We start from the raw sequence: 12,850 nt of genomic DNA, 5'->3' as shown, positions 1-12,850 counted from the left end.
CGAGAGCCACACATTTTTTATTCTCAACGCTATAGTTTTGCATGCGATATCCGATATATTTAACCGATCACCATTTCAAATTGTATCTAGCACAAAACTGAGCCTTCTATGCGTCAAAATTATAAGCGTTTGTTAGCAGCCCTTGTGTTGATGAGCGCGACTCAGACATCATCAGTGGTTCAAGCCGAAGGAATTCGTCTTGTTGGACCGTCTGGTGAAGTGCAATCATCTCCGAGCTATGCTGAAGATATTGAGCGAGCATTACCTGCTCCTCCTGCGAATACTCAACCGTCACGTTTCTTTGGTCCGACTGGTGAAAATCAAACACTATGGTCGATCGCTTCAGAATTACGACCTTCACGCGGTGTTACCGTTCAACAAACGCTTCTTGCCATTTACCGAATTAACCCTCAAGCGTTTGAGAACCAAAACATTCATGAATTGATCCCAGGGAGTCGGCTACGAGTACCTTCTCTAGAGCAAGTGCAAAGCGCGACCACAGCGCAAGCTGTTGCGATTATGAAGGCGCATGAAGCTAAGTTAAAACAGCCGAAGCCGACAAATAGAGCGACGCCAGCACAACGAGTCACCGAGCAACCAAAGCCACAAATTAAAGTAGAACCCAAACCTGCGGCTAAGCCAGAGACAGTGGCAGCAACGGAGCCAAAACCAACTCCGAAAACAATACCAGTCATCCCTGCGCCACCAGTAACCACCTCTCCGCAGGGAGAAAAGCAGGTCAGTGCGCTAAAGGACAAACTTCAAGGCTCACAAAGTGAATTAGAGTCATTAGAAGAGAAGAACCATCGTCTTCGATTGATGCTGTCAGAAGTGCAAAGCGAAGTCGAAACTTTGAAAAGCGAGCTGAATGACGAAGAACGCATTCGCTCAGAAGTCGAGAAACTGCTTGCAGAAGAGCGCCAGCGCCTTGCTGAACAACAGCGCATGCAACCAAGCACCATGGACAAAATTTTGTCTAATGGTTGGCTTGTTGGTCTTGCGGCATTAATTCCTGGTGCTTTGATTGCGTTGCTAGTTGTTATGCTTCTTGGTCGACGCTCTAAAGCGAAAGGGGAAGAAGCGGCTGCACAGGAACAGCAAAACGTTGATCCTCTAGCGGCGCCAATCGGTTTAGCGGCGGCGGATGAGCTTGATGAAGAGCTCACGCTTGATGATGAATTGTTTGCAGATGAAGATATCAACACACAGTCTTTACAAGAAGAGAAGTCAGATTTAGAAGAAGACGTCTTTGCTAACCTCGACGATGAAGAACTTGATTTCAATCTGGAAGGGGACGATGACCCATTTGCAGATATTGGCGATGACGGTGACCTAGATGTTGGTCTGGATGAGTTTGAGTCATCGAACAATGGTATCCAAGTCAACGGCGAAGAAAAAGCGCTTGGTTTAGAAGAAATGGAGCGAGCCTTAGATGAGGTTGCTCCAGAACTAGAAGTGCTCGATGACGATGAGTCTGGCTTCGATCTTTCGGATGATGTGAATGAGAAATCAGACTCGCTTTCAGACGACGCATTTGCCGAGTTACTTGCAGCCGATGAGCCGTCAGAAGAGTTACCAAGTGACACTGTCGACCAGGATATGCTTGATGACTTGTTTGCTGAACTTGGCAACGATGACTTCGATTTAGATACTGATGAGCCTGAGTTAAAACAGCCCGTTTCGGATGATGACTTTAGTGTAGGAGAGGCATCTGACGACGATATCGATAAGCTATTGGCCCAGTATGAACAACCGGCTAGTGAATCGGAAGTTCGAGAAGCTGACGCCAATGAAGGTCCTGTTCTAGATGAAAACAGTACAGAGCTACTCGATGAACTCATTGATTTTGATGAAGATGACACAGACGAGTTTGATCCACTAAACGAGCTAGAAGCAATCTCTGGTTTTGAAGGTGATGACTCGATCGAAGAGTTAGACGCAGATAGCACAGACTTACTGGATGAACTCATTGATGATGTTACCTCTGAACTTGATGAAGAGACTGAAGCTGATTTAGATCCGTTTGATGATCTGATTCGAGAGGACGAGAGCCCAGAGCTGAATAAATCGGAAGAGGAAGAGTTACTGAAATCACTTGGTTTTGGTGAGCCAGACGCCGACGAAAAGCCATCTTCCGTAGTTGAGTCAGAACAAACTCATGAAGATCAGGACATTGAGTCTGGGTTGGACATCGACGCTTTATTAAGTGAAAGCCAACCAGACACGCAACAAGCTGCAAAAGAGCAACCATTAACCGAGCCAGAGGCTGCTTCAGAGCCATTTAGCAGCGATGAATTTCTTGGTGATTTAGAGGACCTCACACCAGAGAATGATCCTTTAATGAGCGAGCTAGACGACCTATTTGAGTCAGACAGTGAAGAACTTCTGCCAACAGAACAAGAAAAAGCGGATTTTTCTGCTGAACTTGACGCTCTATTTGATAGTGAAGACGATTTACCGCAGCAAGTTGAAAAAACACAAACGGAGATAGAGGAAGCTTCATCACTACAACAAGAGGCTACCGATACTGATTCAACACAAGAACCATCCGTGGAGTCCGGTGCTGAGGTACAGCCTCACGTTGAGCAAGAGGAAGACATTCCAGCCTTCACGCCGACACCAAATACAATAGAGAATGAATTCGGTGTTCCACAAGAAGAAGATTGGCTACTGGATGAGCCTGAATTGGAGCCGGAAACTGAGTCGACCAACGATTCAGAAGAAGAATTCAATTTTGATGAGCTAGATCTTCCAGAATTCAGCGAAGAAGATGCTCTAGCATCTATGGCTGGCGAACCTGCGTTAGAAACGTCCGAGTCCGTTGAACCAGAACAAATTGAAGCCGACTTGCCAGCTGAGTCCGAAGAAGAGTTCAATTTTGACGAGCTGGATCTTCCTGAGTTTAGTGAAGAAGACGCATTGGCGTCCATGGCTGGCGAACCTGCGTTAGAAACGTCCGAGTCCGTTGAGCCAGAACAGGTTGAAGCAGACTTGCCAGCTGAATCAGAAGATGAATTCAATTTTGATGAGCTCGATTTGCCAGAGTTCAGTGAAGAAGATGCACTGGCGTCTATGGCTGGCGAACCTACGTTAGAAACGTCCGAGTCCGTTAAGCCAGAACAAGTTGAAGCCGACTTGCCAACTGAGTCCGAAGAAGAGTTCAATTTTGATGAGCTCGATTTGCCAGAGTTCAGTGAAGAAGATGCACTGGCGTCTATGGCTGGCGAACCTGCGTTAGAAACGTCCGAGTCCGTTAAGCCAGAACAAGTTGAAGCCGACTTGTCAGCTGAGTCCGAAGAAGAGTTCAATTTTGACGAGCTGGATCTTCCTGAGTTTAGTGAAGACGACGCATTGGCGTCTATGGCTGGCGAACCTGCGTTAGAAACGTCCGAGTCCGTTGAGCCAGAACAGGTTGAAGCCGACTTGCCAGCTGAGTCCGAAGAAGAGTTCAATTTTGATGAGCTCGATTTGCCAGAGTTCAGCGAAGAAGATGCCTTGGCGTCGATGGAAGAAGAGCCAGAATTACCGAGCTCTGAGACTGCAGATATAGAACCAATCTCCGGTGAGGATGAAGAGTTAAGTTTTGACGACCAAGATCTTCCAGAGTTCAATGAGGAAGATGTTCTCGCGTCAATGAACGAGGGTGCGCCAGAGAGCCCTAAGGTTGAAGCAGAGACATCGAGACCAGCTATTCAAGCCGATAACGATCATGATGCTTTGTTTGAAGTATTTGCGCAGCAAAACGGCTTTGATACTGACCCAGAAGTGCAGCCAACAGCGACAGAGGGTGAGCCGCTCAGTAATTTGGATGATGAATCATCAATGGCTAACCTTCTTGCGGAAGACGCAAACTCAGAAGTATTTGAAGGTAAACTAGACAGTGACACCATCGCAAGTGCAGGTATGGATTTTGAAACCATGCTTGATGTTGGAGATGATTGGGATGGCTTTAAACCCGCTGCTGATAACGTAAGTTCTACTGAAGAAGTGCCTGAGGACCAGCGTGATGTTTGGAATTCGAGTGATGCACTAAGTCAGCCAGAGATCGCGCAAGAAAACTGGGCAGAGCAAAGCGACTTGGATGACTTCGACCCGAAGAAAAATCAATTTATGACGATTGATGAATTGATGGCTCAGGTCGACAGAGAAGGTGGTGAGTTCGAAGAAGAAGACCTTAAGCTCGATGTCGGATTGAACGAGTTTCCAGATGTTATCGGCGAGATCGGCGATATTGACGTAGATAACAATGCTGAAGCGGCTGGGAAACTGGATTTGGCTAAAATCTATCTCGAGATGAACGATTCTCAAGGGGCGATTAAACTACTAGAAGAGGCGATTGTTTACGGTGAGGATGATATTCGCCGCGAAGCAAAAAGCCTGATTGACGCCATTAATGGCCGATAAACCGAAACAAAAGGGTAGCGTTTGCTACCCTTTTTGTGTCCCGTTAGTAGGATGCTACCTTTATGTCACCCTTGGTGAAACTGGCAACTTGAGGTGACTTGAGTATATACTTCCCGCCCCATTTTAGAGTTCGAAGGTTAAGATGAGAATCGCATTAGGTATCGAGTACAACGGTACAAACTACTTTGGTTGGCAGCGCCAAAGAGAAGTGAAAAGTGTCCAAGAAGAGCTAGAGAAAGCATTGTCCGTCGTCGCTAATCATCCAGTTGAAGTTCAGTGTGCTGGTCGGACAGACGCAGGCGTGCATGGCACGGGACAAGTTGTGCACTTTGATACCAACGTTACTCGAAAAATGGTAGCTTGGACCATGGGCGCAAACGCGAACATGCCAAGCGATATAGCGGTTCGTTGGGCTAAGGAAGTTTCAGATGATTTCCATGCAAGATTCTCAGCGACAGCTCGCCGTTATCGTTACATTATTTTCAATCATGCTTTACGTCCAGGCATCCTAAACTCGGGGGTTAGTCACTATCATGGTGAGCTCGACGAGAAAAAAATGCATGAAGCAGGGCAGTTCCTACTTGGCGAAAATGATTTTACGTCGTTTCGCGCGGCGCATTGTCAGTCTCGCAGTCCATTTCGAAACTTGATGCATCTGAACGTTACGCGCCATGGAAACTATGTGGTTATTGATATTAAAGCCAATGCGTTCGTGCATCATATGGTTCGTAATATCACGGGTAGCTTGATAAAAGTTGGACGTGGCGAAGAGAGTCCTGAATGGATCAAGTGGTTATTAGACGCCAAAGATCGCAAACTAGCGGGTGCGACAGCGAAAGCGGAAGGTCTGTACCTGGTAGATGTAGACTACCCAGAAGAGTTTGGGTTACCTGAAGTGCCGATCGGTCCACTGTTTTTACCAGATAATTTGAACTAATTTTACAAACTTATCTCAAAATATCGGTAGTGTTTACATTGAATGTGAACGGAAAACATACGCTATTTACGATATCAAAAATAGGTACAACCAGTTTTTTATCTACAGTAGCTGCAAGATATGGTTTAATCCGTCGGTATTATGTCGAATTTATATCTTTCGCAATGAAGCGGAAGAGTTGAGAGAAAAGGTCTTCCATGAGTTGGCTTGAAAAGATTTTAGAGAAAAGCAATCTAGTAAGTTCACGCAAAGCTTCTATCCCAGAAGGTGTGTGGACTAAATGTACCTCTTGTGAACAGGTTTTATACCATGCAGAGCTAGAGCGTAACTTAGAAGTTTGTCCAAAGTGTAACCATCACATGCGTATGAAAGCGCGTCGTCGTTTGGAAACATTTTTAGATGAAGGTAATCGAGTTGAATTAGGTTCTGAACTTGAGCCACAGGATAAACTGAAATTTAAAGATTCTAAGCGATACAAAGAGCGTATCTCTGCTGCACAAAAAAACAGCGGTGAGAAAGATGCGCTAGTTGTGATGCAGGGTGAATTGCTTGGTCTGCCGCTTGTGGCGTGTGCGTTTGAATTCTCCTTTATGGGTGGTTCAATGGGTTCAGTCGTTGGTGCTCGCTTTGTGAAAGCCGTGGATGCAGCCATTGAAAATAACTGTGCGCTTGTTTGTTTCTCAGCAAGTGGTGGTGCTCGTATGCAAGAAGCATTAATGTCTCTTATGCAAATGGCAAAAACCAGTGCTGCGCTTGAGCGTTTATCAGAAAAGGGTCTGCCGTTTATTTCGGTTCTAACTGACCCTACAATGGGTGGTGTTTCAGCAAGTTTGGCTATGTTGGGTGATATCAACATCGGTGAACCTAAGGCCCTCATTGGCTTTGCTGGTCGTCGTGTAATCGAGCAAACTGTACGTGAAGATCTTCCTGAAGGTTTCCAGCGTAGTGAGTTCCTACTTGATCACGGTGCTATTGATATGATCGTTGACCGTCGTGAAATGCGTCAGCGTGTGGGTGGTCTTATCGCTAAGATGACTAACCACAAGTCTCCTTTGGTGGTTTCGGTTAACGAATCTCCAAATGAAGAGCCATATTCTGTACCAGAAGCGGACGAAAAAGGGTAAAGTATCAACTAACATAAAAACCAAAGAATTTAATGGTTAAAGTTAGATGACCCAAAACCCAACTCCTCAAGCCACATCTTCATTAAAGATGTGGCTTGATTATTTAGCAAATATTCATTCCTCAGCAATTGATCTAGGCTTAGACCGTGTCCAAGCGGTGGCAAACAAAGCCAATCTTACCAAACCAGCTCCAACCGTAATCACCGTTGCCGGAACCAATGGCAAAGGCTCAACGTGTGCGTTAATGGAAGCCATTTTACTTGATGCTGGCTATTCAGTCGGTGTTTACAGTTCTCCGCACCTGATTCGTTACAACGAGCGTGTACGCATTAATGGCGTTGACGTTGTAGATGCAAAGCACTGTGAAGCATTCGATTATGTAGAAAAGCAGCGTGGTGATGTTAGCCTTAGCCTCTTTGAATTCGGTACGCTTGCTGCGCTACGTATTTTCCAAGTAGAGGAAGTTGACGTTGTCTTGCTTGAAGTAGGACTTGGCGGCCGTCTAGACGCCACTAACGTTGTTGACCATGATGTTTCTGTTATTACGAGCTTAGCGATCGATCATGTGGATTGGCTTGGTGATGACATCAATGTTATTGGCTTTGAAAAAGCGGGCATTTACCGTTCAGGGAAGCCTGCAATTTGTGGTCAACCAACGCCACCAGCGACCGTGGCGGCTCATGCTGACGATATTGGTTCTGAGTTCTTCCAGGTAGGTATTCAGTACGATTACCAACTAACTGATAATGGTTGGAAGTGGAGCAGTGGGGCATTTGAGTTAGAGGATTTACCAATCCCATCGCTACCATTACAAAATGCAGCCACTGCACTGATGGCACTAGGGGCTTCGGAATTGCAAATCACTGACATAAATATTGTCAATGGCTTGAATAATGCGCGTTTGGCGGGGCGTATGCAAGTACTGCATCACGAACCTGAAATAGTCCTTGATGTCGCTCATAACCCGCACTCTGCTGAGTATTTGGTAGAGAGAGTGAAGCAACAATATCTGGGTAAGAATATCCATATTGTGGTTGCAATGCTGCATGACAAGGACATTAAAGCAACCATTGAAGCTCTAACTCCAGTTGCAACACAATGGTATCCAGCGTCGCTTACTGGACCGAGAGCGGCGACCGCTGATGAATTGTGCCAATACTTACCTGATGGGCAAGTTCATTTTGAAAACCCTGTTGACGCCTTCGAGAGTGCGAGAAGCCACGCAAAGACAGGAGACGTTATTCTGGTGGTTGGCTCATTCCATACCGTCGGAGAGGTATTGGAACATTGGCAATCAAATAATAAATAAGTAAAGGTATTTTGATGGCAAGTAAATTCCAAAGTCGTTTAGTCGGCACCATCATTCTAGTCGCAGTCGGAGTCATTGTTCTTCCCGATGTGCTAGATGGTAAGAAACTGCACTACAAAGAAGAATTTGCCAGTATTCCTATCAAACCAGAACTTGATAGTGATGTGGAAAACTTCGAAATATTAGAGCCAGTGGAAGACGACATTACGTTACCGGATTCTCCGGTTGAAGCTGTAGTGCAAGAACGTGAGGATGCTCAAGTAGCCGTTTCTGAGCCCGAGCCAGTGCCAACATCTAAACCTGAGGTCATCAAACAACCAGAGCAAGTTGAGGTCGTCACTCGTCCTGTTCAAGAGAAAAATCAATATGAAGATTCAGCTTGGATCATTCAGTTGATGGCACTTAAGAATCACGAAAATGCTGTCGCGCTTGTCGCGGATTTGCAAAAGCGTGGTTATCAAGCTCACACAAAGAAAGAAAACGAGTTTACGAGAGTGATTGTTGGCCCTGATGTGTCAAAAAGTAAACTTGAACGACAAGTTCAAGAATTACAAAAAATTACAGGTTCAAAAGGTCAATTGCTTAAATTTAAGCCATTAAATCCATAAGAAAACGTTTGCGTCAGCATTTTTTCTGTTAAAATGCGCGCCAACTTAAGATGAAGAAAAGATGAATTGGATAGATTTTATCATTTTAGGTGTGATCGGATTTTCAGCTCTGATCAGTTTAGTTCGCGGTTTTGCTAAAGAAGCTTTGTCTTTGGTGATTTGGTTCGGAGCGTTTTTTATCTCCAGTAATTACTACGCCAAATTGGCGGTGTACTTCACCAACATCGAAGATGATATGTTTCGTAACGGAGCGGCGATCGCGGCGTTATTTGTCGCAACCTTGGTAGTTGGTGCAGTGGTGAATTACGTCATTGGTCAACTGGTACAAAAAACAGGGCTATCAGGTACGGACCGAATTCTCGGGATTGTATTTGGTGGTCTACGCGGAGTCTTAATTGTTTCTGCGGTGCTGTTTTTTATGGATGCGTTTACTGCATTCCCAAGCTCGGATTGGTGGAAAGATTCACAGTTGATCCCTGAGTTCAGCCGTATCATCGCCCCATTCTTCGAGCATTTACAAGCAACATCAAGTTTTCTGTCTGGCACTATCTAGTAGTGCCAGCTACTGTCGCAAATCGAGGATTAGGACATGTGTGGTATTGTTGGAATCGTGGGCACAACGCCTGTAAACCAGTCTATTTATGACGCGTTAACGGTGTTACAGCATCGTGGCCAAGATGCCGCTGGTATTTGTACCATAGAAAGCAATCGTTTTCGTCTGCGTAAGGCGAACGGTTTAGTCAAGGATGTATTTGAAGCAAGACACATGCAACGCCTGCAAGGCGAGGTCGGAATTGGTCATGTTCGTTACCCTACAGCAGGCAGTTCAAGCGCTTCAGAAGCTCAACCTTTCTACGTAAACTCTCCTTTCGGTATTACACTTGCCCACAACGGTAACTTGACTAACGCCAACGAAGTTCGTCAGAAGCTGTTTGAAAAAGATCGCCGTCATATCAATACCACTTCAGACTCTGAAGTATTACTAAATGTACTGGCGCACGAAATTGACTCAGTAAAAGGAAATGTCACGACCGAAGACGTATTCCGCGCAGTCACCAATGTTCATCGCACAATTCGCGGTGCTTATGCTGTGACAGCTATGATCATTGGTCATGGTATGATTGCATTTCGTGACCCACACGGTATTCGCCCGCTGTGTTTAGGTAAGCGTGAAGTTAACGGCAGAGCAGAGTACATGGTTGCGTCTGAATCGGTGGCATTGGATGCGGTCGGTTTTGATTTCGTCCGTGATGTTGCACCTGGTGAAGCGATTTACGCAACGTTTGACGGTGAGCTTTACACGAAGCAGTGTGCAGATAATCCTAAGCTGAACCCTTGTATTTTCGAGTTCGTGTACTTTGCTCGTCCAGATTCGTTCATCGATAAAATTTCGGTATACAGCGCTCGCGTTGAAATGGGTAAAAAGCTGGGCGAACGTATTCGTGAAGATTACGCAAACCTTGATATCGATGTTGTCATTCCTATCCCTGAAACGTCTTGCGACATTGCACTGCAAATCGCACAAGCGATCGATATCCCTTATCGCCAGGGTTTCGTGAAAAACCGTTATGTTGGACGTACGTTTATCATGCCTGGCCAGCAACAACGTAAGAAATCAGTACGTCGCAAGTTGAATGCTATTCGTTCGGAATTCAAAGGTAAGAACGTGTTGCTGGTGGATGACTCTATTGTTCGAGGTACAACGTCAGAGCAGATTATTGAGATGGCTCGTGATTCTGGTGCCAAGAAAGTGTACATGGTCTCAGCGGCTCCTGAAGTTCGTTTCCCGAACGTATACGGCATTGATATGCCAAGTGCTACAGAGCTTATTGCCCATGGCCGTGACAACGATACAATTTGTAAGCAGATTGGTGCCGATGCGCTTATTTATCAACGTCTAGAAGATTTGGTAGAGGCGGTAGGTCTTGGAAACCAAGATATTACTCAGTTCGATACATCCGTGTTTAACGGCGAATACGTAACGGGTGATATTGACCAACAATACCTAGATTTTTTGGATGGTCTTCGTAATGATGATGCGAAAACACAACTTGAAATCCAACAGGATTTAGCAAACCTAGAGCTTCATAACGAAGGCGCATAGGATGCGCTTTCTTAAGTCGTAAAAAAACCAGAGCTTCGGCTCTGGTTTTTGTTTTCGCTATCTAATTAGTGAATGTTATAAGCGATCACAAAGTCAATAAAGAGGCGAACTTTCTCTGGCAGGTGATCTTTGTGGTTGTAAAGCATATAAATGTCGCGCGGGTTTGCACTCCAATCTGGCAGTACGCGTACCAAATCGCCGCTCTCGATGTACTCTTTGATCATGACATCTGGCATTAGTGTGATGCCTAAACCTTCGGAACAAGCACTGCGCACCACATTGAGCGCGTTTGCTTGAAAACGACCACGATCAACATTCACCACAGACTCGCCTTTGCTATTAATTAAGGTCCACTTAATAAGCGGGTACCCTTTTAGCAATGAATGGTTAGAGAGCTCTTCTGCATGGTGTGGCGCAGGATTCGAGGTTAGATAGTCAGGGCTTGCAACGAGAATATCCTTCACCTCGCCAATCTTACGCGCGATGAGGCTAGAGTCGCGTTGCGGTCCCACTCTAAAAATTACATCCCATTCAGTAGGGTCAAGCTTGTCCGCATTATTCTCTGTCGTTAGCTCAATGTTGATGTCCGGATACTGCTTCATAAAGCTGTTGAACATCGGCATCATCATTCGTTTAGTTAAGTTGTAAGGCGCGGATATCTTAATCTTGCCGGATGCTCCTCGGCAGTCGTCAGTGATTTCCTCTGCTGCGGTTGTTAGCCTTTGTAGTAAAGGAGAGCACTCATGGTAAAAACGTTCCCCTGCTTCAGTGAGCGAGAGTTTGCGAGCATGACGGTTCAATAGTCGAAGATTGACAGAGTCTTCTAGCGCTTGAATGCGTCGGGTGATGGTCGCAACCGGGATCATGGTTTTTCGCGAAGTTGCGGTGTAGCTCCCATTTTCGACAACCAGTCGAAACAGGTTTAAGTCATCTAATTTCATATTTCCAGACACATTAAATTACCGATTACGGTTAATTTATAATTAACTTTGTGGTCAAAGCTTGCTTTAAGTCAACATGTTGCATCATTTGAACACAGCAACCCTGTTTGAGTAAATACTGTTATACGCCGTAATATTTGTATTAATGCAGTTTCCGAGCTAAGTTTTATAACAAGGCAAAGCGGCCTCAAGTCTTGCTGTGACACGTTTTGCTGGAAGTAAACACAACAAAAATAATGACTTAATAATAAATCTGTTTTTTTGACTGAGCTTTGTGAGGGATAAAGGTATGTTTAAGACTCACAGTCAAACGGCAATGGTCTCGGCACAGGAAGTGATTAATCAAAAACTAATAATGTTGGTGGACGATGATCCAATATTTCGTAAAGTAACCAATGCCTATTTAGAAAGTCAGGGTTTTAAAGTAGTAGAAGCAGAAAACGGCCTAGAAGCGCTTCAACAACTCAGGGAATGCCAACCCGATCTTATCTTATGTGATTTATCGATGCCGGTCTTAGATGGTATCGAGTTCGTCGAAGAAGTTAGTCTCGAATATCCATATATGCCGCTTATCGTGGTATCAGGCACGGATGAAATGTCCGATGTCGCGAAAGCGTTGCGATTTGGTATTAAAGATTTTCTTCCTAAACCGATAGGTAATTATGAGCACCTATCTCAGGCGATAGAGAATACGCTAGAAGATACCGATAGCCACTTCTCAGAACAACGTGACTTTTCAAGTCAGTGGTTCAGGGTTGATGATGGTGGTGAAATCCCGGATGAACAAGAGCTGTATTGGCATCTGGAGTATTTGCAACAGAATCCGAGTGCGGCAAGAGATTTACTGCAAGCGCTATTGCCAGAGAAGGATGCTGCTCAGGGAGATTGGCGCTGCTCGTACCGTTTATTGCAATCGACGGATGTGATGCCCTTGGTTTTCGATTATCGTTGGTTAATGAATGGTCAATTTGCGTTTTATCTCGTTGATTCTGCTTCCCAAGCTAATGATGGAGTTGCGACGACATTGCTCGTTAGGGCATTGTTTGACGACTATCTCCGTAACTTGAAAAGTTTCAGTGCTGATCTCAAGGACATGGTAGGGATCATTGAAAAAGGAATTGAGTGTTCGGAGTGTGCGGGTGCAGTCAATGCTGTGTTTGGTGTCGCCGACCTCGCTTCATCCTCGGTCTCTATATTGCCTGCGGGTTTAGATAGCCATTGGTCTGACGGAAATACGAATCAACACATCGCAGCAGGTAACCGTTTAGGGGGAGGAAGTATGAAAAACTTCATCACCCGCGATTTACCGCTTAGTGTTGCAGGACAGTTATCTATCGGGTGTTTAGGTTCTTCAAGTTTTAGTTTAAGTATTACCCGGAAATCCCGACTAGTATAATTATGACTTGCAAACCAATAAGCAGCG

9 protein-coding genes are annotated in these 12,850 nt (G+C 45.1%); 8 read left to right on the top strand and 1 reads right to left on the bottom strand.

Going from position 1 to position 12,850, the window contains the following annotated elements; all coding sequences use genetic code 11:
• The first annotated feature begins 108 nt into the window (after positions 1-108).
• From R7Q39_RS16940 to purF, 7 genes are all read left to right on the top strand, one after another.
• Complete coding sequence (locus tag R7Q39_RS16940; protein ID WP_318076471.1) at positions 109-4,404, top strand: FimV/HubP family polar landmark protein; 4,296 nt, start codon at positions 109-111, stop codon at positions 4,402-4,404.
• A 142-nt stretch (positions 4,405-4,546) separates the two neighbouring features.
• Entirely contained in the window at positions 4,547-5,341 is a 795-nt protein-coding gene (gene truA / locus R7Q39_RS16935; RefSeq protein WP_053304165.1) for a tRNA pseudouridine(38-40) synthase TruA, read from the top strand.
• Positions 5,342-5,538: 197 nt separating this feature from the next.
• Positions 5,539-6,465 carry an acetyl-CoA carboxylase, carboxyltransferase subunit beta gene (gene accD / locus R7Q39_RS16930; RefSeq protein WP_005380583.1) on the top strand — a complete coding sequence of 309 codons (927 nt, stop codon included), beginning with the start codon at positions 5,539-5,541 and terminating at the stop codon, positions 6,463-6,465.
• A 46-nt stretch (positions 6,466-6,511) separates the two neighbouring features.
• Complete coding sequence (gene folC / locus R7Q39_RS16925) at positions 6,512-7,774, top strand: bifunctional tetrahydrofolate synthase/dihydrofolate synthase (RefSeq protein WP_213970724.1); 1,263 nt, start codon at positions 6,512-6,514, stop codon at positions 7,772-7,774.
• Positions 7,775-7,788: 14 nt separating this feature from the next.
• Positions 7,789-8,382, top strand: a complete 594-nt coding sequence (locus R7Q39_RS16920) for an SPOR domain-containing protein (protein WP_005380588.1) — start codon at positions 7,789-7,791, stop codon at positions 8,380-8,382.
• A gap of 61 nt (positions 8,383-8,443) precedes the next feature.
• Positions 8,444-8,935 (top strand): CvpA family protein, encoded by a 492-nt coding sequence (locus tag R7Q39_RS16915; RefSeq protein ID WP_005380590.1) that lies wholly within the window; start codon positions 8,444-8,446, stop codon positions 8,933-8,935.
• Positions 8,936-8,971: 36 nt separating this feature from the next.
• Complete coding sequence (gene purF, locus R7Q39_RS16910) at positions 8,972-10,486, top strand: amidophosphoribosyltransferase (protein ID WP_005380592.1); 1,515 nt, start codon at positions 8,972-8,974, stop codon at positions 10,484-10,486.
• A 65-nt stretch (positions 10,487-10,551) separates the two neighbouring features.
• Here purF and R7Q39_RS16905 read toward each other — a convergent pair whose 3' ends face one another.
• Complete coding sequence (locus R7Q39_RS16905) at positions 10,552-11,427, bottom strand: LysR family transcriptional regulator (protein WP_005384959.1); 876 nt, start codon at positions 11,425-11,427, stop codon at positions 10,552-10,554.
• 289 nt (positions 11,428-11,716) lie between these two features.
• On the opposite strand from R7Q39_RS16905, the gene R7Q39_RS16900 reads away from it, so the two are divergent.
• Positions 11,717-12,823: a response regulator gene (locus R7Q39_RS16900; RefSeq protein ID WP_005380606.1), complete on the top strand. Its 1,107-nt coding sequence runs from the start codon at positions 11,717-11,719 to the stop codon at positions 12,821-12,823.
• The last annotated feature ends 27 nt before the right edge of the window (positions 12,824-12,850 follow it).

The organism is Vibrio sp. 947 (assembly GCF_033339115.1).
GTDB classification, from domain to species: domain Bacteria; phylum Pseudomonadota; class Gammaproteobacteria; order Enterobacterales; family Vibrionaceae; genus Vibrio; species Vibrio alginolyticus.
Note: the sequence above shows the minus strand (reverse complement) of the source record. Positions and strands in the feature narration are given on the sequence as shown.

Excerpts from the sequence above, each read along its gene's own strand:
- R7Q39_RS16940 (WP_318076471.1), top strand. The coding sequence starts at position 109 with ATGCGTCAAAATTATAAGCGTTTGTTAGCAGCCCTTGTGTTGATGAGC.
- truA (WP_053304165.1), top strand. The coding sequence starts at position 4,547 with ATGAGAATCGCATTAGGTATCGAGTACAACGGTACAAACTACTTTGGT.
- accD (WP_005380583.1), top strand. The coding sequence starts at position 5,539 with ATGAGTTGGCTTGAAAAGATTTTAGAGAAAAGCAATCTAGTAAGTTCA.
- folC (WP_213970724.1), top strand. The coding sequence starts at position 6,512 with ATGACCCAAAACCCAACTCCTCAAGCCACATCTTCATTAAAGATGTGG.
- R7Q39_RS16920 (WP_005380588.1), top strand. The coding sequence starts at position 7,789 with ATGGCAAGTAAATTCCAAAGTCGTTTAGTCGGCACCATCATTCTAGTC.
- R7Q39_RS16915 (WP_005380590.1), top strand. The coding sequence starts at position 8,444 with ATGAATTGGATAGATTTTATCATTTTAGGTGTGATCGGATTTTCAGCT.
- purF (WP_005380592.1), top strand. The coding sequence starts at position 8,972 with ATGTGTGGTATTGTTGGAATCGTGGGCACAACGCCTGTAAACCAGTCT.
- R7Q39_RS16905 (WP_005384959.1), bottom strand. The coding sequence starts at position 11,427 with ATGAAATTAGATGACTTAAACCTGTTTCGACTGGTTGTCGAAAATGGG.
- R7Q39_RS16900 (WP_005380606.1), top strand. The coding sequence starts at position 11,717 with ATGTTTAAGACTCACAGTCAAACGGCAATGGTCTCGGCACAGGAAGTG.